The following is a 20,123-nucleotide window of genomic DNA, read 5'->3' as shown; positions in this document are numbered from 1 at the left end:
CCTGCCCTGCTTCTGACCGCCGCGAGTCGTCGCTCGCCGTGCTCTTCACCGCACCCCCAATGCCGCCTGCTTCCTTGTGTCGGACCCTCAGATTCCGCCGAGCTTGACCTGGTACTTGACGACGACGACCGCGATCGTCCCGGCGATGGCGAGAGCACCGGCGACGGCGGCAGTCCAGATGATGATCGTCGTGATGGAGATGTCGCCCCGGTCCATATCGCCGCGGCTGTACGCCTGGATCTTCTCCCAGTGCGCCTTCGCGGCCAGAGACAGGCGGATGACCAGCTTGTTCATACGGGGGTCTCCCTTGGGTGGGTCAGGTGGTGAGCATGCGGATGACGGCGGGGAAGGCGATCAGGAGCATCACCAGGACGGCGAGGAGCGCGCCGGGGGCGGTCATCTTCTCGCTGTTGGCGTTCGCTTCGGCTGCCTGATCCGCCAGGAGCTCGGTGCGCAGGTTCTTCGCACGGGAGCGGAGGGTGGCGTAGACGGAAGCGCCGTCGTCGGCGGACTGCCGCATGATCGCGGCGAGGTCGTCCAGGACAGGCAGGTCCAATTCGGCAGTCAGGCGGGCCAGGGACTCCCAGTGCGCGGCCTTGTCGACCCGTGACTGCGCCAGCGCTCCCCGGATCCGCTGGAACGCCCAGCCCTCGCCGACCTGGGCGGCCTGCTCCATGGCCTGCTCGGCGGAGACATTCCCGGCCCGGCGCAGCGCGACGAGGTCGAGGTAGGCGGCCATGGCGTGCGCGAACTCGCTGCGGGCGCGTTTGGCCTTGTCCCGGGTGGCGAGGTCGGGGGCGAACCAGAGCACGATCGCGGCCAGGATCCCGACAATCGCGGGCAGGTAGAGCGGCACGCCGAGGAGCAGCAGCGGGATCGTGGACAGCGGCGGCAGCAGCAGCCCTCCGCCGGCCAGGGCGACCTTGGTCAGCATGAACCGGGCTGGGGTGGTGCCGGTCAGGGCGAGGTCCTTATGGGGGATCCGTACACCGGGTACGTCCGCCATCCGCTCGACCAGCCACTGCCCCCACCGCTCGTCACGGTCGGCGTTCTCGCCGTCGGAGCGCGGGGGCGGTGCAGGCTGGTTGAGGCGGCGCAGCGCGGGCCCGAGCGCGGGCGCGGGGCGCAGGACTTCGCGGACCAGGAGTGCGCAGCCGGCTCCGATGGCCGCGCCGGACAGGATCGCGGCTACCGGCATCACGCGGTCACCTCCGCACTCGTAGCCCCGGCCTGGGCGCCGGGTGAGGGTTCGTCGTCGGGCAGGGGGGCGGGGGCGACGGCGCTGCGGGGGTCGGTGATCAGGAACCGGGGAACGGGCTTGGTGTCGGCGATCTGCCGCATCATCGCCAGGACGCCCACGAACCCGGCCAGCAGGACCGCCAGGACCAGCTGGCCCAGCAGGGTGCTGTAGGGGGCGGTGTAGGAGGGGATGAGGAATCCGGCACCGATGACGCCGAGGGTGATGATCGTCATCCACCGCATCGTCGTGCGCGGCTTGGCCCGGTCGGCCTCAATCGCACGCCTGCGGGCGACTTCCTCGTGGACGGACTCGGCGAGGTCGTCCAAGGCCTGGGCGAGGCCGGGGCCGCGGTCGGCGGCCGACAGGATCAGCGCGGCCACCACCTTGTCCGCGGTCACATCGTTCAGGGCGTCACCGAACTCGCGCAGGGCGTCCGTCGGCCGCCATCCCACCTGGAGACGGTCGACCAGGTCGCCGACCTCCTCGGCGATGGCTCCCGGGCAGCCCTTGCGGGAGATGTGCAGGGCCTCGTCCAGGCCCCGCCCGAGGCGGAGCACGTTGGCCAGGCGCTGCGTCCAGTCTCCAAGCGACTCCAGCTTCGCGATCCGCGCGGTCGCGGACTTCGTAGGCGAGAGCAGCCACGGCACGCCAATAACGGCCAGGAACGGCATCGCTCCCGCCACGAACACGCCTGTGACCAGCCACAGCACGATCCCGGCAACCGCGCCGACGACCAGCCGGGTACGGCGGGCCATCTGCTCGTCGCGGCTCGCCAGTTGCCTGCCGGCCCTTATCCGGGCGGCCAGGCCAGGGCCCTTGGGGGCGATGGTGCCGACGCATCCGGCGACCAGCCCGACCAGACCGCCGGTGGCAGCGAGACCGGCCACCACCCACAGCAGCAGCGTCATCACGTGGCGCCCTCCGTGATCATCAAAGGCAGAGCGGCGGTCCAGGCCCCGCCGGCCTCGGAAAGCAGGGAGGCGTCAAAGCCGACGCGCCGCAGGTCATCGACGCAGCGGGGGAGCATGAGCGGCACCGCACGGTGCTCGCCCCACTCCGGGCGCGGCCCGAAAATCGTGTTGGTGTCCGGGCGGCCGCCTTCACCGATCCCGGTGACCTCCAGGACGTGGGAGACGAACCGGTGACGGTGCCCCCCGATCTTCGTCTCGTCGATTGAGGACACGAACACGATGAAGTGCAGTCCGTTCGCGGCCTGCCGGTAGGCCAGCGCCTCCGACATGTTGGCCTGCGCGAGCAGATACAGCTCGGCGATCCGGTCGAACACCACAGACGGGCGGATGGCATGCAGGGTGCACAGGTTGCCGCCCGCACCGTTCGTCATCGCCTGAAGCATCGCGACAATCTCCGGGCCTCGGACTTCACCGACCACGATCCGGGTCAGCGTCATGCGCAGCGCCCGGTACATCAGGTCCATGAGGGAGATCGCGCCGGCGGCCTGACCGGCGACCATCTCGCCGTTGGACTCGCGGGCCTCCATCGGCACGACCTGGCGGTGATAGCCGTTCTCGTGGGCGAACAGCTCGAACTCGGTCTCCAGCGTCGCGAACCGCTCGTCGGGGTCGATCTCCCGCAGGAGCGCCCGCAACAGTGTCGTCTTCCCCGCGGCCTGACCGCCGACGATCATGACGTTCTTCTCCGCGCGGACGCACGCCCGCAGGAACGACTCCAGAGTGCTGTCCAGCATCCCGCGGCCCACCAGCTCGGGCAGGTCCGCGTGCCGCATCGTGTGCCGGCGGATCGTCACGAACGTGCCCGGGGTGACGTCTGTGACCGCCTGGAGACGGGATCCGTCCGCCAGACGCAGCGCCAGGAACGGATCAGCGGTCGACAGAGAGCGCTCGTTCTGACCGGTCGTCCGCCGAGCGAGATCCCGCAGGAGTTCCCGCAGCTCCTCGTCGGAGTCCGCCACCGGCGCGACGTCCACCCGCCGCCCGTCGGTGAAGTCCAGCGACGTCCGCGCGTACCCGTTGATGAAGATGTTCTCCACCCGCGGGTTGTCGAGATGCTGCTGGAGACGGCCGGCACGGAACTGGAGATCGAAAACAGCCTGGGCGGTCGCCGCGTCTTCACCGGCCGACGTCGCGAAGCCCCGCTTGATGGCCTCCGCGTCCGACCACACCGCGACCTGCTCATTGATCAGATGACGTCCCTGCTGCTCCTGCGCGGCCGGGCTCATGCCCGGCCGGGCGCGCAGCATCTCGGTCAGCCGCTCCCCAACCGCCTTTTTGATCAGCCGTACCGCCGCATAGTCCACCGCGGCCGGCGCAGCGGTGACGGCCACGGCCTGCGACAGAAGACTTGCGCGGGGATCCGCCGGACCGCTTCCACCGGGCACCGGAGGGCGTCCGGGAGGCTGCGCACCACGGTGCGGGGCGAGACCGCGCGGAGCCGTGAGCCGCGACTCCAGTGATACCTCGGGGTTGCTGTGAAGGGGGTTAGCGCGCACCGCTCACCATCCGTCCCAGAGCGGATGCGGGCGACGGGGCCAGGCGGGAACGACGGACCGCCACCAGTTCCTGCACCCGCACAGCGGCCGACCGCGCCGCGCGCATCAGCTCGCCCGACTCGAACCGGCGTGGCTGCTCCGCCCCGTCGGATAGCACCGCGGCCTCTTTCGGCCGCCACGGCAGCACGGCGGTGACCGTGATGCCGAGGCTCTTGCGGACCTCCTCCTTCGAGAACGGCCCGTTGTCCACGAGAAGCATGCCGATCTCCGCCTGGACGCGCTGCTCGCGCAGCGCGTCCAGGCGGACTTGGGCGCTCTGCAACCCGCGCAGCGTGTTGCGGGCTACCAGGACGACGGTGTCGGCACGCTGCGCGAGGACGGCCGACGGTCCGAACGCACCCCGCCGGCCGAGGTCGATCAGCACGTCGTGCCTGTGCTCCTCGATCCCCGCGAACAGGCCCGCCAGGGGCTTCCAGACTGTTTCCATTGCGGAAGCGTGCGCGGGATCGTAGAGACCGGGCAGCACCAGCCGGTCGCGGGTCCCCGCGTCAGTGATATCCACCAGCTGCCGCCAGAACGCCTCCCCGAGCCGCCCCCGACGCCCCGCCACCGCCAAGTTCCGCAAGCCGTGGCTGTTGTCGAGGGTGCCCTGCAACGCGCCAGGCAGGATCGCACCGCCGTCCGGGTCCGCCTCCGCCAGGATCACCCGCTGCCCTTCCGGCAGCGGCCACGTCATCAGCAGCGCCATCGCAGCCGTGGTCACCCCCGGCGCACCAAGCCCGCCCGCAAGCGCGATCACCGTCATCAGCTGCCCCCCTGCGCCGCGACGATCAACGCGACCGCGCCGGTCGCCACGCGCGCGGCCAGCGTCGGCCCGTCCGCGGCGGGCACCGCCACGTCCACCGTCACCACCCCCGTCGCCGGAGCCGCCTCACCAACGGCAACCACCGTCGCCGCCAGCGTCTTCGGCGCCCCGGCCGGCTCACCCGGCTTGCCCCCGGCCGCAGCGGCCGCCTGCACCGGATCCGGCGTCGACACGATCAGCACCTTCTGCCCCGGACTCAGCCGGCTCGCGGGAAACTGCGACGGCTTCAACGCCACACCCACCAACTGCTCACCCGCCTTGACCAGCGAAGACGAGCTGACCTGCGCGGGGGAGAGAAGGGAGCCAGCCGTTAGAGCGACGGCCGCGCGCTGACCGACCATCTCACCCTTCCGCGCGGCGGACACGGCTTTGACCGCCGGATCCAGCGCCAGGGACGCGGGAGCCAGGTCGGCGTCGGTGATAGCGGTGCCCACCGGCACATCCCGGGCCACCACCAGAACGGCGGACCGCTGCCCGGACCCGGTGAACAGCAGGGCGCCCGACAGTCCCCCGGCCGCGATCAGCGCGACGGATAAGGCGATCAGGCCCGGCCGGCGGCGCCGCTGACGCACGACGCGCGGCGCGGCCGCCGGTTTCCCCGGCCCGCAGGCCCCTCCGGTCCCCAGATCGGCAGCCCGGCCGGGCGTGGGCGTGGTGGTGGTGCTCACGTGCAGTGCCTCCAGAGAGAGAAGGAAGAAGAGTGCGGATGCTGGGTCTGCTATTGGCCGACGACCTGGATCTCGCCCACGGCCACGGTGAACGCCGACTGACGGACCTCGGTCAGCTGCCCGGTCTGCCCGCTGCCGGTCACGGCCCAGTCGATGTCCCACTTGGACGTCGCCGTCCCCTGATACCGGCCGCCGGGACCGCTGGCCGACGTCGCCTTGAAGCGGTGGCCGCAGTCGGGCGAATCCGCCATACCGCGCGAGGCCGTATACGGCGTGCCAGGGCCCGTGCAGGTCACGCTCGACCCGTCCCCCATGCTCCACACCACCCGCGACACCGTCGCCGTCGCCCTCACGGTGATCCCACCCGCCGAAGCAGACGCAGAGTTCGGCCCCCACGTCGTCTGGCCCTGCCTTACCCACATCCACACCGGCACGCCTACCGTGTAGGTGCCCGCGGCCGTCGGGCTGACGACCGCCGGACCTTCCAAGAGCATGCTGTCGACCGCCCGTTGCGCCAGGACAGCCGGATCGGCAGCCGGGGCCGGGGCGTTCTGCGACCAGAATGCTGATCCCGCGATGTCCATGCTCTTGATGCCGTCAGGACCGGCGCCCAGGCATGGGTTGACGTAGATCGCGCCGTCTCCTGGACTGTGCTCTTGCCATAGAGCGCTGCCTGCGGGGGGCTGCGGTTCTAACCGACGAACTGCGCAGCTCGGATCGTCCGTCCAGTCGCTGATGTGCCCAGCTGATGGCCTGCTCCCCCCGGCCTCGCTGTTCCCACCGTCCGAAGGGCCCCTTCCAACGCCGCCTCCGGGTACAGCCGGCACTCCGGCTTCCACGCAGAACCTGTTGTCGGCGCACCTGTCCACGCCGGTGCCCGCGAGGGCTGCGGGCACCACGCCGACAGCAAGGATGAGAGCGCCAAGCACGGTACCGACACCACCTCTCAGCATGCCTGTCCCGGGATCTTCTCCTCGATGACGACCCAGCCAGTGGGCCATTTTTCGGCGGTGAGCTCAGTGACATACCGCACGAGACGCGTCTGGGGGAGCGGGCCCTCATTGCCGGTCTGCTTATCGACAGGCTTCCACTGTGCGACATCGACACAGTCGGTGATCACAGCAGTCTTCAGCTTCTGGCCGTCCTTGAAAATGACAGAGGTTCCAGAGTGCTTTGCCTTACCGGTGACGACCTGCCCTGCGCTGCGGAGCCCCGCAAGACCGGCCTCCGTCTGGGCGTACGCGGAACCGCTCGCAACATCCTTCAAGCCCGTGCCCGCCGAGTCCGACTTCGCGTAGGCCTCAGTGAGGACGCGCCAGTACCGGTCGTAGGCCGTCTGCACTTCTGCTTTGTCGTTGTCCACCGGGCTGCCCGAAGGACTCGGCGAAGACGAAGTGACGGGTGCGGAACTCGGACTTGCCGGGGCCGCCTTGTTGTCACCGCCGTCGCCGCCGCAGCCGGCTGTGAGGCCTGCGAGTGTCGCGGTGACGGCGGCGGCCGCGAGCAGTCGGCGTTGGGCGGTGCGGGTCTGGTGTTGTCGTGCCGTTGTCACGGAGATCTCCCCGGTTGTCACCTCGGTGGGCGGGCGTGCAGAGCGGCCCACCCGAGCTGCCTCGTCGCTGGTGCAACGTGTTTGCGTCCTCGCGGTGCGTTGCAGTCGGCACCCTACGATGACAACGGCAAAGCTCCTATGGGGTTCTTGTGGTTCAGGTGACCGACTGTCGCGCTTGCTTGCAATTGTCGAAATGTCATATGCAGAAAGCCCTCTGAAGTGCACCCTTCGTCTTCGCTGCCGGATGGAGGCCGCTTCGGCAGAGCTCGCCGAGGTCGTGGCCGGATTGCGCGACTCTGGCTGATTCTTTGCTGTAGTGATTCTTTGCGGCGCTGTTCACTGGTTCGGTCACCACGACCTGCTGCAGCCGACAACAACTACCTTTCTGTCACTCACCCACCACTCACCGAGTGCGGGGTGGGGCTCCGTGAAGCTACCTGCCGCTTTCGGCCGGGGAAGGTGGCATCGGCGCTCACAGCTGGGTCCAGCCGCGGGGTTCAGCGTCACCGGCCAGTGGGGTCCAGACGTTGGCCTGCGGTCCGTGCTCCTCAATGTCTTCGAGGACGGCGGCGCCGAGGGGGACGTGGGCGGCGAGGCGGGTGACGAGGTCGTGGTCGGCGGTCATGCTGCGCAGGTCCTGGATCCGGGTGGTGAGGGTGGTGCGGGAGGCGCCGGTGAGGATGAACAGGATCCGGGGGAAGCGGGGGTAAAGGCGCTGCCAGGCCAGCATGGCGGTCTGGTTGGCGACGGTGCCGCGGCGTCCGGCGGGCTGGGGGGTGTAGTCGTGGAAGCGGGCGTAGCTGATGAGTTTGCGGGCCAGGCGTTCGCTGCTCATGGTGGTGCGGTCGATTTCCACGAAGGCCCGGTACTGCAGGCGCTGGGGACTGGTGGCGGTGTAGTGGAAAACGGCGTCGGCGATGAGCCGGTCTTCGCCTCCGGTGTCGGGGAGGCGGTGGGTGACCTCGGGCATCCAGTCCAGGGGTTCGTACTCGTCACCGCGGGCGCGGGCGTCGCTGAGGAAAGCGAGGTGGGCGCGGACGCCGGTGAGAGTGTGTGCGGCGCGCAGTGAGGCGGCGGCCGCCGAGCCGATGGGCGTGGCGGTGCGTCCGCGCAGCTCGGGCCAGTCCGCGACCGTTGAGAAGCCTTCTAGGGTGAGGAAGTGGGCCTGGAGGCGGCTGCTGGATCCCAGGGTGGTGTGGGTGATCAGGCCCTGCTCGCGGAGCGGTACGAGGACGCGGTGGATCTTGCGTGACGGTGAGAGGGGGGTGAGTATCTGGTGGATCTGGGTGGTGGTCAGCAGCCGGTGCTGGGCGAGCAGGGCGAGGGCCCGGTGCGTGTGGGTGTCTTCAGTGGAGGGCTGGATTCTGTTCGCGGTGGTCATGCGTACGGCGCTCCGGTGATGGTCTTGCGGTCGGTCGGTGTGGTGCCGGTGAGGTAGGCGCGGACGGCGTCTTCCTGGGCGAGGGCGAGCGCGGTCCGTTCCCCGAGAGGCAGTGCTGAGGTGACGGTGTGCGCGGCTTCGCGCAGCGCCCCGATGTGGGCAGGCCGGGCGCGGTCGCCGAACACTTCCCGCAGTTCGGGGCCCCGGACCGGGACGGGTCCGATCCGCCTGCCGGCGACGGTGAAGCTGGCGTAGTGCCGCCACCTGGGCAGCGACGCGATGTCGCGGGGGGTGACGGTGTCCGGCCACTGGGCGGTGATCTGTGTGATGGCCTCCACGGACCCTGCCGTCGTGGACAGGCAGGAAGCGTTCTGCATCAGGGCGGCGCGGGTGGAGGGGCTGAGGCGGTGCATGAGCTGTGTCATGCCGTGCAGTCGGCAGCCGAACTTGCGCAGCTGCTCGGTGATCTGCGCGAGGACGTCCGATTCGCCGTGGTCGAGGGAGATCATCTCGTCCAGATAGAAACGGAAAGGCCGCCGCCGCTTCTCGGGCAGGTCGCGGCGGGAGAGCCCGGCGCGCAGGAAGTCGTGAACGATCAAAGAAATGAGCAGCGAGTTGGTGGGCCCGGTGCCGGGCGGGCAGATCCAGACGACCTGGCCCTCGTCCATGGCCCGGCGGATGTCGTAGGCGCTGACCGGGCATCCGAGGAAGGCCCGTACCACCGGGTTCGCGCCCAGCCGTTCCAGGGGGTTGAGGACTGTCGCCAGCGCATCACGGGGAAGGTCGGGGAAGCTCCCGGTCCACCACTTCCTTGCGTCCGCATCCAGTGCGCCCACCACGAGATGACGGAATGCCGGGTCAGTCAGCAGTGCCCGGACCTGGAAGACCGTTGCCTGCCGCTTGGGCTGCCGGGCGGCGACGGCCGCTGTGTTGACGGCGACGAGTGCCTCGATTGCCTTCGTCATGATGGTGAGCGCGCGGGGCGCGGTAATGTCCCCCCAGCCCAGCGCACCGGCGAAGGCCCCGACGACGGCGGCGGTCACCTCGTGCGGCGGCTGCCCGTTGCTCATGTCCAGGAGGTTCCAGCAGGACAGGAGGTCCGTGTCGGCGCGGATGGTCAGGTCGAACAGTGCCACCCGGTCGATGAGGTTGCCGTGGGCGAGGTAGCGGGCGACGTCGGCGAAGGAGTCGCCGTGAGGGTCCACGAACGCGAGCCCCCGCCCGTTGTGGGCGCTGGCGACGGCGTGGACCTGGGCGCGCATCGTCTTGCCCCATCCGGCCTTGCCGGACTGGATCTCGAAGAGGGTGTCGTCCTCGTGCGTGGCCAGCAGCCGCTCGCGGCCGTCCGGCCCCCGGTACCAGCCCTGCGGCAGCAGGCCCGCACCGGGTTCATAGGTCGGCATGTCGCTTTCCAGCAGACTCACCCGCGAGGTGACGGTGGGCGGCTTCAGGAGCCCCGCCAGCTCCTCGATATGAGCCCACCCCCCGCGCGCCGGCCGCAGCAGACCGCTCGCCCACCGGGCATCGAAGCGGTCGCGCCACGGCCACCAGTCCGGACCGATCCGCAGCGGGCCCAGTGCCCAGCCCTGCCCGGTCAGCCGCGACACTCCCGCGTACACGTCCATGGCCGCCCCGATCCGGGCCAGACGCTGCTCCGCCCGCCCGGCCGCATCAGAGGCGCACCGCACCAGAATCTGCACGCGCACCAGGCCAGGGGAGTGGGCGAGCTTGCCCAGCACGACGTCGCGGTCGACGCGCCGGGGCTGAGGCGACATCACCATCTGACCGCGAGGCGTACCGCGCCATTCGGCAGGGTCCAGCAGCCGGCCCACGGAGGCAGGCAGACTCTCGGCGGGCTGACGGACGAGCCAGCGTGCTTCGCGCTGCGCCTCACGGCGGGACTTCTCCCGGGCCCGCTGCACCGTGTGGAAGCGGTACACGGCAAGTCGCCAGCGTGAGGCGGGGGCCAGGTCGAGGCATACCTCGGCGAGGTCGCCCAGCTCGGCGTTCAGGTCGGCGACCGCATCGAGCAGCGGCTGCAGCGGATCGGGATCCAGAGGGACCTCGCGCAGACGTGACCCGGGTTCTCCGTGCAGGGTCAGTACCGCCCGCACTGTGTGCTCGCGCCGCTTGTCGGCAACCGGATGTGCGGCCTTGACCTGGACGCGGGCCCCGTAGGGGGTCTGGGCGAGCAGCGCGCGGGCGGAGGCGGGGGCTTCGATGCGGTAGGCGAGGGACCTGTGGCCGTCGGCGCGCAGCCGCAGCCGCAGCGTCCGGGCCCGCCGCGGCGTCCACCACGGGCCGGAGCCGGCGGCGCGGACCAGCTGCATGCCCTGACGCCAGATCTGCTCCGCGCTCGGATCGAACTGGGCGGTGGGCACGAGTTCCATGTACGTCCGGCGGCTGAGGGCCTCGGCGGCCAGGCGCTGTTGCAGGGCTTCCCAGCCGGCCAGCGCTGCGGCCGCGATCAGGGCAAGCCACCAGAGGTTGGCCAGCGTCCAGTCGGTGACGGCCGCGAGGGGGTCAAGAAGGTCAGTGCCTGGGCTGAGGGCCCCGGAGGCCGTCAGGTGGTGCGGTTCCATGATCCGTCTCCGTTCTGGGTGAAGTGGACGGCGGCGGGGCGGCCGTCGAGGAGGGTCCCGGCTCGGTCGGCGCCCGCCCAGACCAGCCGGACTACCGCGCGGGAGGGGGCGCCGTCCTGGCGGGCGGTGGCGGCCTGGATGCGGACCTGGCTGTAGCTGGAGGTCTCGGCCAGCCAGGCCGTACGGCCCAGTCCAAGCAGCAGCCGTTCGTCGGCGGCCGGGAGGTCCGGGATGCTGGCCTGGTCGAGGGCCTGCTGGATGAGCGGGTCGGCCGCAGGCCCGGATCCGGGCGGCGGCAACTGCCGGAGAGGAGGAGAGGGGGTGCCGTGCGGCGCGCTGCCGGACGACGCCGACGGGTGCGCAGCCGGCGCGGCCGAGGGTCCTGTCGTGGCCTGCGGCGCCCGGGGGACGGGCGGGGGCACCGGCGGCGGGGCAGGCGGCAGCGGCCGGGGCGTTGCCGGGCCCGTGCTGCGCACCGCCTTCGCCGCGGGTGGAAGCTGTGGGGCGGGCGGGGGAGTTCCAGCGCTGTGCAGTCCCGTGTAGAGCAGGAAGGTTCCGGTGGCGGTGAGGACGGCGGCGGCGGTGATCAGGCGGGCGCCTGTCAAGGGTGTGCGGGTCACAGGAGGCGGGCCCCTCCCGCGTAGTCGGGCATCGCGGTCACCGGGTCGATCTGCACCTGCTTGCCCGGCCGGGGAGCGTTGATCATCTTTCCGTCGCCGAGGTAGATCCCGACGTGGTGGATGGTGGAGTCGGATGTGGGGCTGTAGCCGTAGAAGATGAGGTCGCCGGGGACCAGGGCGCCGAAGCCGGCTGAGGCGGGGATCCGGCGTCCGGCACTCGCCTGTTCGGCTGCGGTGCGGGGGAGGTTGATGCCGGCCTTGGCGTAGGCGTACTGGGTCAGACCGGAGCAGTCGAAGCCGCTGACGGTGGTGTCGTCCTGGCCGCCGGGGGAGCAGCATTTCCCGGTGGTCGGGCCGGAGGGGCCGCCGCCGCCCCAGGAGTAGGGCTGCCCCTGCTGGGCGAGGGCGGCCTGGATGACCGCGCCGACATTTCCAGAAGGGAGGGCGGGGACGCTTCCGAGGACGTCGTAGCGGTCGATGCCTGACATGACGTCGTCCACGTACGCCCAGGACAGGTTGTAGGTGTGGATCGCGGCGCGCAGCTGGTCGCGGTTGCCGAGGTCGCGGCCGTTGCCGCAGAGGTAGACGGCCGCCGCCAGGGCGGCGTCGTCCACGTTGTGCGGGCTGATGACCCCGTCCCCGTTCCCGTCCTTGCCGTAGGCGCGGAACGTCTCCGGCAGGAACTGGAACGGGCCGACGGCCCTCTCGAACGCGGTGTCGTTGTCCCAGACGCCGTTGTCGGTGTCGGGGATGGCGGTGGTGTTGCCTCCGGCTCCGGAGCCGTCCAGGCGCGGGCCCACGATGACCGGCTGGATGTCCCCGCCCGCGCCGACCAGGTGGCCGGAGGCATGGTCGGATTCGACGCGGGCGATCCCGGCGAGGATCTGCCAGCGCATGCCCTTGCACCCGCTGACGTACCGGGTGACCTGGGCGGCGCCGGTGAGGTAGCCCGCGAGCATCCGCTCAGGGATCCCGGCCGCCGCCGCGCTGACCGGGCCTCCACTACCGGTCCGCCTTTTGGCCGTTGCGGCGGCGAGCAGGACGGGCCCGGTGCAGCACACGGCCGCCACTGCCAGCAGCACGCCCAGACATCCCAGCTTCTTCCACCTCTTCACTGGCCGCCGTCCTCACGTGGGTGGCGTCCGGCAGCACGCGGGGCTTGCAGGAGGGCCAGCAGCCGGTCCCGGTCCGTCGAGGCCGGGCCGTGACTTTCGCCCCGTGCGCCGGCCAGGCGGGGCTGGCCCGGTGACTCCTGACGGCGGTCTGGAGGCGGGTCAGACGCGTGGGCAGGTGCCGCGCCGACAGATGCGGCTGTGTCCAGACGGCTGATCGTGGTGCGCGGCCCGCCTGCGCGGCCGCTGTGGAGCGGGGCGGCGTGGATGGCCGCCGCGATGGCGGCGTCACGGACGGAGCCCATGGGGTCGTGGACCTGCCACGCAGTAGCGAGGGCCTGCCCGGTGTGGTCGACGCGGTCACGGACCGCGCGTCCGCCGTCCGCCCACCGCCCGCCGTCCTCACGGACCTGGAGAGAAGCCACCCGCAGCTGTGTCCGGGCGTCCTCGGTGAACCGCGATGCCGCGCCGTGGGCACGGCCGATGTTGCGGGGCAGGCCCAGGGTCGCGCCGTAGGCGAGGCGGGCGCTGCGGGAGGCGACGCGGTAGCCGCGCAGCCGGGAGGCACGGGCGTGGACACGTGACCCGAGCAGAGGCCGGTCGGTGTCGGGGTCATGGAGAACCTCACCGGTCCACTGGTCCACCACCATGGCGCCCCCGGCCCCCGGCCGGTTGCCTCCATGCCGGCCGTTTGCGGCGTGGTGCAGCCGTGCGGCCGCGGGGTGCCTGCCGGGCCGGGGGCCGATCAGGGCGGTGTGCGCGCCGCGCAGCGCCATGTGCGTGCCGCGCAGTGCCATCGCCAGCGGGGCGATCCCGCGCCGTCCTTCGGCCAGAGCGTCACCGAGCAGCCGGCCCGGCGCCATCGGCATCCCGCTGCCGTCGCTCAGCGATGCGAGGCTGCCCAGGGACCGCAGCCGCGCCCCGAACGCGCTGTGCGCGGCCGACGGCCCGCCGTAGCGTCCCAGACCGCCACCGCCGCCACCTGCAGGGCCGTTCATGGCGAGGGCGGCGCCGAGTTCGGAGCTGTCGCCACGCAGGTGGGTGCCGCCGATCTTCGAGTACCGCATCCGGGTCGCCATGCGCTGCCCAAAACTGGCGGTCGCGGCCAGGATCCGGCGGTGCATGATCAGAAACGCCACGGCGAGGGCATCGACGAGCAGCAGCCGCTCCACGATCAGGTCGGGGCCGCCGTCGGACAGCAGGGCATCCACGCCGATCCCGAAGAGCGGCAGAGCCATCGCGGCCATGAAGGAGACCAGGGCGGAGACGACGAACACGCCAAGCCACCGCCACAGCACCATCCGGGAGGGCCCGGGAAGCATCGCCCACACCCAGGCGACGGGGCCTGCCGCAGCGGTCGCGGCATCCGACGCCTGCGCACCGAGCATCACCACCGCCATCGAGACGATCATCAAGGTGACGACGATGACAGCGACGAGGAGGGCAATGACCGACCACACCCGGTCCCAGGAGGGCTTCACCGCATACGCTGCGCAGGCCGATCCGACCGGCCCTGCCTTGTCCAGCTCCTTCACGAGCGTCGAGAAGGCGGCGCCCTTGTCGGTTCTGCCAGTTCCGGTGCTGTCCTCGCAGAATTCACGGGCGGGAGCCTTCAGCGCCGCGCACGGGTTGGCCTGGCTCTCGGCTACCTGTCGTTCGCACGTCTCCTTGGCCATCCCGAAAAGCAGCTTGCAGTCCGGATTGGCAGCCGTCTGGCCGCCGGATTCGGCGACGCTGCGCTCGCACTCCTCCTTGAGCGGCCCAGCCACCCTTTTGCACTTCGAGACGTCGACGCCGCCCCGCCCCTGCTCATCCTGACCGCTCTTGACCCACTTCACGTGGGCCTTGTATGCGGCGGCGTCACCCGGGTTCTTCGGGTCGAGAATGCGGCCGTACTGGAGCAGCATGTAGGGCTTGACGATCAGGGCGTCGGTGAGCGCGTTCTGGATCGGCCCGGTCACCTCTTTTGCTTCGGCCCGCTCCTTCACACACGCCTCGTGGGCCGGCCCGACCGCACTGTCGCAGGGGCGTGCTCCCCGGGCAGGGGCGTCGAAGTAGGAGCCGGTGGTGATGGCCGCGACCTCAATGGCGGCCTGGTGGGTCTGGTCGAGGGGCCCGTTCCTGCCCAGCAGGTAGTCGGGCCGGATGAACGCACTGGTGGCCAGGGCCGCGATGACCAGGGTCATCACGATCTCGCCCAGACCTGTGCCGACCTTGCCGCGCACGAACAAGATCAGCCCGAACACGAAAGCCCACGCCAGCAGCAGCCCCGAGAGCCCGAGCGCGCCCACAACATGCCGCTCGTACGCGTCGGCGAGACGCTGCGCCGGATTCGTCAGCAGGGTCAGCAGGGGGAACTTGAACACGAAGTCGAGCAGCCAGCAGCACAGTCCCACGAGCAGCCGCACCAGCGTGAACAGCCCGGACAGCACCAATCGCTGGGTCTGTCCCGCCACATCAAGGTCCGGCACCCCGCCGCTCTCGATCAGCTTGACCGCCTGTTCTTCCTTCGGCGTGCCGGCCACGGCCTCCAGCTGGTAGCCGCTGAGCAGCGCACCCTCACGGGTGTGAATGTCCAGCGGGCTCAGCAGCCCGCCGCCCGAGGCATCGCCCCCGTCGGCTGCTGCCGCGACCGCGGTGTTCGTCACCAGGAACACGACGGTGAGCAGCGCGACGAACCCGGCTGCCCGCACCGTCCCCCGGTCGACGGGAAAGTAGCCCCTCACCGCCGCCGCCCCGCGCTGCTCACAAGCCCGATCGCAGCTGAGACCGCGAGGGCGGAGAACAGCAGCAGTGCGGTGCGGGGGTTGAGACCGGCAGGCCAGACTGAGGCCTCCGAGGCCGGTCCCGGCATCCGGCTCATGCCGCAGTAGGCGGCGCTCGGCCCTGCCGTCAGGTGGCAGTCCTTGCCCGTGCCCGCTTCGAACGGTGCAGCAGCTGCGGGCGTCGGGCGGGTGTGGGGCATGGCCCAGGCGCCGACGGTGCATGTGATCAGGAGCAGCGCGACGGCGGCGACGAGCAGTCGCCGCACACCGGCGGTGGTGGTGCAGGTCACGAGGTCCCCCTGTCGGCCGGGGCGTGTGCTGTCCGGCCGGGTGTAGTGAAGATCGATTTCTTGAGGCGGGGCACGGGCGGGACGACGACTTTGATCCGGCCGACCTGCATCCGTGGATCACGCAGGAACATCTCGCCCTCGCGGCCGCTCTGGCCCACGGGGGACAGGCCGGTGGTGACCATCCGTACGAGGTCTTCGTCGTCGCCGTCCAGGCCGATGAAGCCCAGTCCCTTGGCGGCGCGGGCACGGTCGCTGGTGCGGGCGAGGAACCGGTAGGCGATCAGGGCAGCGTCGGCTCCGAGTTCGGCTTCGTCGTGGGCGCCGAGGAAGCAGCCGGCGCCGTGCTTGCGGCCGTCGTGGAGGATCTCGTGGACCAGCGCGGAGCCCTCCGCGGAGGAGGTCAGCCAGTACACCTCGTCCATCGACACCAGGCAGAACCGCTCCGGGCCGGTGAAAGCGGCCTGGCGGGCGATCGCGGCGATCAGATACAGCACAGCCCGCCCGATCAAAGCCTCCAGAGGCTGCTGGCGCAGGACCTCGGCGTCGGCGAACGCCTCCTTCGGCGGCAGGGTCAGGCCGGTGGTGGTGACCACCACCAGGTCCGCGCCCAGGTCCCCGTCCAGCGTGACCGGTGGCAGGTCCGCATCGAAGACCATCGCCGCAAGGGGGTTGCCGCGCACGATCCGCAGCAGGTCGGCCATCGTCGCTGCCGCGTCCGACCGGGTCGCGGTACCGGTCTCGGCGAGGCCGGCGAGGACGTCCAAGACCTTTCCCATGGACGGATCCGGGCCAGCACACACCTCCTGGACCGCGTGATGCAGTACCGCCCCGGACGCGGTCATCGCCCCCACCCCCAGCTGCAAGGTGAGGTAGGAGAGGGCGTAGTGCGCGCCGACGGCCCCGCCGAACACGCGCAGCGGGTCGATGGACACCTCAGCGCGGGCGGCATCGATCACCTCGCACCGCTCACCCATCGCGGCCCGCCCGAAGCTCGCCCACTCCCGGATCGGCGTCCGGTCGATGACGATCGACCGTCCTCCCTGGTCCACGACCGCCCCCGTGACGAGCTTCTCCAGCACGCTCTTCCCGGCGCCGAGATCCCCGACCACAGCCAGCGACGCGGACGCGTTCACCTGCGGCGCGTCGGCCGGGTTCAGCAGGACGGGGCGGATGGTGCCGCTGTCCAGGTCGTGACCGACCAGCATCCCGCCCGGGTCCCCCACCCCCGACAAGGTGAACGCCCCCGCGGCGGCCCAGTCCTCCGACAGCTGGTGCTGGGTGAACTGGCCCAGCTTCGCCGGACGGGCAGTGCCGGGCAGGGACAGGGCGAACAGGTCTTCCTGCATGCCGTAGGGGCGCTCCACCCGGTAGTCACCCCCCGACAGAGCCGCAGACAGCTCCCGCGCCCGCGCATCACACGTGGCCGCGTCGGGCCCCCACACGGACAGCACCGTCACCGACTGGACCTCGACCTCCACCGACGTCCGCGCCATCCGCGCGTCCTGCTCGGCAAGATCCCCCGCCGCCTCCGGCAGCGAATGCGGCATCCCGGTCGGCTGCGCCCCGTACTGTCCGGCCTGGTCCAGGAGCTCGCGCTTCTTGCGCTGGACCTGGGCTCGGGCCTTCTTCGCCGGGACGATCCGCAGATCCACACACACGTCGACCGGAAAATGCAGCTGCTCCAGCTGCGCGAGGACGTCCGCGCTGTCGACTGCCACGGCGGGCGGAAGTTCGGCGAGCACAAGGTGGGACTGATAGCCAGTACCGGCCTCGGATTCGACCTGCAGCCACCGGCGGCCCAGAGGGGAGGCGGTGCCGGCCTTGCGCCACCACGGCCGGTCGGCGGCCTTCGCCTTGCCGCGGATCCCGGTGTCCTGCCCGCCTTCGGCGAGACGGATCTGCCCCAGATCCGCGTACGAGGGGGAGGAGAGCCGACCCGCGTGGACGCGGCTGCCGTAGAGCGGGCTGTGCTCGGCATCAGACAGCAGCGGCTCCTGCGCGAGGCCGCGATGGACGGCGTGCTGCACCATCCACACGATTTCCGCCGGGGACGCGGGCCGCAGCCCGAGCCCGCCACCCAATGAGGTCTGGATCCGCTCGGCCTCAGCGAACGCAGCCTTCAACTCCGCCTCGGGCACCGGTACCGGCGGGAGGTCAAGTGCGGCGGACAGCTCCCCGTACAGGGCGTTCAGGGAAGCGGTCGCAGCGCCCGTCCGGCCCGGGAGGGGCACGGCCAGCCACAAGGCCCGCTCATGCATCTCCTGCCCGGCCAGCAGGTCCACCGCCGCCGCACAGGTTTCCGCCCAGGCGGGCAGGCGCTGCCAGTCCAGACCGGCCACCATCCGCTCGGCGATCTCGCCCGGGTCAGTACGCGCCGCCAGGACAAACAGCCTCGGCTCCATCGCAGGCATCGACCGCACCAGGGAAGTGACCCGGTCCAGCAGGTCCTGCCGCACCCGGGCGGGAAGATAGCCGCCCGCCAGCGGCGTCACCCGCCACACCGCCCAGACACGGGAGGAAGCCGACCACAGCAGATGACCGGCAACATGCCGGAACGGAGGAGTACGCATCACGCCGCCCTCCTTGCGGAGCCCGCCAGGAGCGAGTCCAAGCCCGACCCCGCCGCCGCACGCCCCGACACAGCCGGCAGCCGTACGACGGCTCCGCCCGCTCCGGCCGACCCGCTCACCCGGCTCGCAGCGCCCGAAGGAACACCGAGCAGCACCAAGCTGGGAGCAGGCTGGATGACGAACCTGCCGCGCAGGCGGCAGGACCGGCGCTCACGGGCGATCCGCCCACCGATCCGCCCCGCCGGATGCCGCAGCAGCAGCACCACCACACCGGCCACCGCCGTGAACGGGTTCTGACCGGCGATCTGCGCACCACGCACCGCCCACACCGCCACCAGCCACAGCACAACCGGCACCGGCCCGGCCCACGACCACCAGTCGTAGCCCTTGACCAGCGCGAACGCCCCACCACCGAGCACAACCAACTGCGCGGGCGTGTACGGGCCGAACGGAACCATCCAGTCACCGAGCTTGCCCAGCACCCACGGGTGGCGGCGCGCACCGGTGTAGACACGCGCGACCCGAGGACGCGCCGCCGCGCTCACAGGACCTGCCCGTCCGTGCGGGCCTTCGGAGCCTGAGGATTGAAGGGAGCGGACCCGGTCGAGGGGCTCTTGATCTTCTCGGAGAAGAGCCCGGCCAGGGTGTCGCGGGCGTTGTAGATGCCCAGCGCGAGCGCCATGGCCAGCAGCGCTCCGATGCCGGCCTTGAGGGAAAACTGGCGGCAGATGACCACCAGGACGATCACCACGAGAGCGACCTTGAGGCCGCGGTCGGCCCACTTGCCCAGCATGTCGAAGACTCCGTTGCCGAGGTCGTCAAGCTGACTCGCGAGGAACATGCTGCTCATCGGGTACCTCCTGAGGTGGCGGTGGACGGGGCGGTGGGAGTTGCGGCGCCTGCCGACGCCGGGGCGGGCGTACCGGTATCCAGGGCGCTGATCTCCCAGCGGCCGGCGCGGGTCGTCACGGCCAGGCGGTACTCCAGCGGCCACCGTGTACCGGCCGCGTCCGATCCCTCGACGCGGACGCGGACGCGCGCCCGGTTCCCGTCGGCCGGAACGGCCGTCCCGGCCGCGGCATCCGTGTCAGCCGCGACGTCCTTGACCTCGACCCGCGTGTAGACGGCTGCCGTCGGCGCAGACAGGCGCACCCCGGGCGACAGGTACCGCTCCACGCCCGCACCCTGCCCGCCGGGACCGGCGAGGTAGGTCCGCAGGAACTCGGTCAGCGAGACAGTCAGGGGGCCCGTGGACGGGACGGCGCGGCCGAAGACGGACGAGCTGGTCTGGGCCGCCTCAGGGGCGGCAACCTCAGCAGGCGAACCGGTGACGACCAGCGGCCCGCCGTCCTGGCCTCCAGTGCCGTTGACGGCGAAGTACCGCGCCGCGGGCTGCAAGACCGCCTGGTCCGAGCCGCCCGGCGACGGTGCGCGCCGCTCGTCGGTGACGGCGGCGACCGTCACCGTCCACCCACCGCCTCCCGGCGCAACGACCGTACGCAGCGGAGTTACCCGCACCGCCGCCGGGCTGCCGGCCTCACGGGAACGGGACGGGAGTTCGGCCTGCGGCGCCATCCTCCGCACCTCCGCCGCCACCGGGCCGTCGGGGGCGGAGGCGTCGGCGCGCAGCCACAGCTCCACGAAGTGGGCGGCCGTCCCCGAGGGGTCAGCCTGTACACGGCTACTGCTCGGTGCCGGGGCCGGAGCCGCCTGGGCAGCACTTCCAGCCGGGGCTGCCAGAGCGACGGCCAGCGCGAGGGGGCCGGCCGCGAGCGCAGTCCAGACCCCCATCCGGGCCAGCCGCGGCCCGTAAGAGACGGGTCGGCCGACGGGGATGGTCTCCGGCCGCGAAGCCCGCAGCTGCGGCGAGACCGCGCCCTGGCGGGCGGGCCGCTCCCGTCCAGGCGGGAGAGTACGACGACGGGTCATGGGGGCGCCTTCCGAGGTGGGGATGCTTGCTCCCACACAACGGCGCCCGCTTCACCGCTTCGCTCACCACGGCAACCCCTGC

Annotated in this window: 19 protein-coding genes; 1 reads left to right on the top strand and 18 read right to left on the bottom strand. The window is 71.3% G+C overall.

The features are described from left to right. Window positions 1-87: 87 nt before the first annotated feature. The 7 genes from ACZ5D2_RS25910 to ACZ5D2_RS25880 are packed head-to-tail and all read right to left on the bottom strand — an operon-like array spanning window position 88 to window position 5,491. The gene (locus tag ACZ5D2_RS25910; protein WP_468932418.1) at window positions 88-294 is read right to left on the bottom strand and encodes a hypothetical protein; all 207 of its coding nucleotides are present in this window, start codon (window positions 292-294) and stop codon (window positions 88-90) included. A gap of 22 nt (window positions 295-316) precedes the next feature. Continuing rightward, window positions 317-1,198 carry a type II secretion system F family protein gene (locus ACZ5D2_RS25905; protein WP_468932415.1) on the bottom strand — a complete coding sequence of 294 codons (882 nt, stop codon included), beginning with the start codon at window positions 1,196-1,198 and terminating at the stop codon, window positions 317-319. After that, window positions 1,198-2,148, bottom strand: coding sequence for a type II secretion system F family protein (locus tag ACZ5D2_RS25900; RefSeq protein ID WP_468932413.1), 951 nt, complete (start codon window positions 2,146-2,148; stop codon window positions 1,198-1,200). Before ACZ5D2_RS25900 ends, ACZ5D2_RS25905 begins: the two co-directional genes overlap by 1 nt. Further along, the gene (locus tag ACZ5D2_RS25895) at window positions 2,148-3,707 is read right to left on the bottom strand and encodes a CpaF family protein (RefSeq protein ID WP_030239842.1); all 1,560 of its coding nucleotides are present in this window, start codon (window positions 3,705-3,707) and stop codon (window positions 2,148-2,150) included. Before ACZ5D2_RS25895 ends, ACZ5D2_RS25900 begins: the two co-directional genes overlap by 1 nt. After that, complete coding sequence (locus tag ACZ5D2_RS25890; protein WP_468932411.1) at window positions 3,697-4,512, bottom strand: hypothetical protein; 816 nt, start codon at window positions 4,510-4,512, stop codon at window positions 3,697-3,699. Before ACZ5D2_RS25890 ends, ACZ5D2_RS25895 begins: the two co-directional genes overlap by 11 nt. Continuing rightward, window positions 4,512-5,240, bottom strand: a complete 729-nt coding sequence (locus ACZ5D2_RS25885; protein WP_468932408.1) for an SAF domain-containing protein — start codon at window positions 5,238-5,240, stop codon at window positions 4,512-4,514. The genes ACZ5D2_RS25890 and ACZ5D2_RS25885 overlap by 1 nt, the downstream gene beginning before the upstream one ends. 50 nt (window positions 5,241-5,290) lie before the next feature. Beyond that, a complete protein-coding gene (locus tag ACZ5D2_RS25880; RefSeq protein ID WP_468932405.1) occupies window positions 5,291-5,491 on the bottom strand; it encodes a hypothetical protein in 201 nt (66 codons plus the stop codon). Between the two features lie 61 nt (window positions 5,492-5,552). On the opposite strand from ACZ5D2_RS25880, the gene ACZ5D2_RS25875 reads away from it, so the two are divergent. Then, window positions 5,553-5,687 carry a hypothetical protein gene (locus ACZ5D2_RS25875; protein ID WP_468932402.1) on the top strand — a complete coding sequence of 45 codons (135 nt, stop codon included), beginning with the start codon at window positions 5,553-5,555 and terminating at the stop codon, window positions 5,685-5,687. Window positions 5,688-6,186: 499 nt separating this feature from the next. Here ACZ5D2_RS25875 and ACZ5D2_RS25870 read toward each other — a convergent pair whose 3' ends face one another. The 11 genes from ACZ5D2_RS25870 to ACZ5D2_RS25820 form a co-directional block, all read right to left on the bottom strand. Then, the gene (locus tag ACZ5D2_RS25870; RefSeq protein ID WP_468932400.1) at window positions 6,187-6,792 is read right to left on the bottom strand and encodes a hypothetical protein; all 606 of its coding nucleotides are present in this window, start codon (window positions 6,790-6,792) and stop codon (window positions 6,187-6,189) included. 472 nt (window positions 6,793-7,264) lie between these two features. Then, on the bottom strand, window positions 7,265-8,173 hold the full coding sequence (locus ACZ5D2_RS25865; protein WP_468932397.1) for a replication-relaxation family protein: 909 nt from the start codon (window positions 8,171-8,173) through the stop codon (window positions 7,265-7,267). Beyond that, on the bottom strand, window positions 8,170-10,755 hold the full coding sequence (locus ACZ5D2_RS25860; RefSeq protein WP_468932394.1) for a type IV secretory system conjugative DNA transfer family protein: 2,586 nt from the start codon (window positions 10,753-10,755) through the stop codon (window positions 8,170-8,172). Before ACZ5D2_RS25860 ends, ACZ5D2_RS25865 begins: the two co-directional genes overlap by 4 nt. Then, a complete protein-coding gene (locus tag ACZ5D2_RS25855; RefSeq protein WP_468932391.1) occupies window positions 10,737-11,054 on the bottom strand; it encodes a hypothetical protein in 318 nt (105 codons plus the stop codon). The genes ACZ5D2_RS25860 and ACZ5D2_RS25855 overlap by 19 nt, the downstream gene beginning before the upstream one ends. A gap of 317 nt (window positions 11,055-11,371) precedes the next feature. Then, window positions 11,372-12,490, bottom strand: coding sequence for a C40 family peptidase (locus ACZ5D2_RS25850; protein WP_468932388.1), 1,119 nt, complete (start codon window positions 12,488-12,490; stop codon window positions 11,372-11,374). Then, window positions 12,487-15,213 (bottom strand): hypothetical protein, encoded by a 2,727-nt coding sequence (locus ACZ5D2_RS25845; protein ID WP_468932385.1) that lies wholly within the window; start codon window positions 15,211-15,213, stop codon window positions 12,487-12,489. The genes ACZ5D2_RS25850 and ACZ5D2_RS25845 overlap by 4 nt, the downstream gene beginning before the upstream one ends. Next, window positions 15,210-15,542 carry a hypothetical protein gene (locus ACZ5D2_RS25840; RefSeq protein ID WP_468932382.1) on the bottom strand — a complete coding sequence of 111 codons (333 nt, stop codon included), beginning with the start codon at window positions 15,540-15,542 and terminating at the stop codon, window positions 15,210-15,212. The genes ACZ5D2_RS25845 and ACZ5D2_RS25840 overlap by 4 nt, the downstream gene beginning before the upstream one ends. Then, on the bottom strand, window positions 15,539-18,112 hold the full coding sequence (locus tag ACZ5D2_RS25835; protein ID WP_468932493.1) for an ATP-binding protein: 2,574 nt from the start codon (window positions 18,110-18,112) through the stop codon (window positions 15,539-15,541). The genes ACZ5D2_RS25840 and ACZ5D2_RS25835 overlap by 4 nt, the downstream gene beginning before the upstream one ends. After that, entirely contained in the window at window positions 18,112-18,594 is a 483-nt protein-coding gene (locus ACZ5D2_RS25830) for a hypothetical protein (RefSeq protein WP_468932379.1), read from the bottom strand. Before ACZ5D2_RS25830 ends, ACZ5D2_RS25835 begins: the two co-directional genes overlap by 1 nt. Window positions 18,595-18,653: 59 nt before the next feature. After that, the gene (locus ACZ5D2_RS25825) at window positions 18,654-18,962 is read right to left on the bottom strand and encodes a hypothetical protein (RefSeq protein ID WP_468932376.1); all 309 of its coding nucleotides are present in this window, start codon (window positions 18,960-18,962) and stop codon (window positions 18,654-18,656) included. Beyond that, window positions 18,959-19,903 carry a conjugal transfer protein gene (locus ACZ5D2_RS25820; protein ID WP_468932373.1) on the bottom strand — a complete coding sequence of 315 codons (945 nt, stop codon included), beginning with the start codon at window positions 19,901-19,903 and terminating at the stop codon, window positions 18,959-18,961. Before ACZ5D2_RS25820 ends, ACZ5D2_RS25825 begins: the two co-directional genes overlap by 4 nt. Window positions 19,904-20,123 lie beyond the last annotated feature (220 nt).

The sequence above is a fragment of the Streptomyces sp. NPDC031479 genome, assembly GCF_055581065.1.
Note: the sequence above shows the minus strand (reverse complement) of the source record. Positions and strands in the feature narration are given on the sequence as shown.

What these genes read in the sequence shown, in the direction of transcription:
- ACZ5D2_RS25910 (WP_468932418.1), bottom strand. Translation starts at nt 294, where the DNA reads ATGAACAAGCTGGTCATCCGCCTGTCTCTGGCCGCGAAGGCGCACTGG.
- ACZ5D2_RS25905 (WP_468932415.1), bottom strand. Translation starts at nt 1,198, where the DNA reads ATGCCGGTAGCCGCGATCCTGTCCGGCGCGGCCATCGGAGCCGGCTGC.
- ACZ5D2_RS25900 (WP_468932413.1), bottom strand. Translation starts at nt 2,148, where the DNA reads ATGACGCTGCTGCTGTGGGTGGTGGCCGGTCTCGCTGCCACCGGCGGT.
- ACZ5D2_RS25890 (WP_468932411.1), bottom strand. Translation starts at nt 4,512, where the DNA reads ATGACGGTGATCGCGCTTGCGGGCGGGCTTGGTGCGCCGGGGGTGACC.
- ACZ5D2_RS25880 (WP_468932405.1), bottom strand. Translation starts at nt 5,491, where the DNA reads ATGGCGGATTCGCCCGACTGCGGCCACCGCTTCAAGGCGACGTCGGCC.
- ACZ5D2_RS25875 (WP_468932402.1), top strand. Translation starts at nt 5,553, where the DNA reads ATGCTCCACACCACCCGCGACACCGTCGCCGTCGCCCTCACGGTGATC.
- ACZ5D2_RS25865 (WP_468932397.1), bottom strand. Translation starts at nt 8,173, where the DNA reads ATGACCACCGCGAACAGAATCCAGCCCTCCACTGAAGACACCCACACG.
- ACZ5D2_RS25860 (WP_468932394.1), bottom strand. Translation starts at nt 10,755, where the DNA reads ATGGAACCGCACCACCTGACGGCCTCCGGGGCCCTCAGCCCAGGCACT.
- ACZ5D2_RS25835 (WP_468932493.1), bottom strand. Translation starts at nt 18,112, where the DNA reads ATGCGTACTCCTCCGTTCCGGCATGTTGCCGGTCATCTGCTGTGGTCG.
- ACZ5D2_RS25825 (WP_468932376.1), bottom strand. Translation starts at nt 18,962, where the DNA reads ATGAGCAGCATGTTCCTCGCGAGTCAGCTTGACGACCTCGGCAACGGA.
- ACZ5D2_RS25820 (WP_468932373.1), bottom strand. Translation starts at nt 19,903, where the DNA reads ATGGGGGTCTGGACTGCGCTCGCGGCCGGCCCCCTCGCGCTGGCCGTC.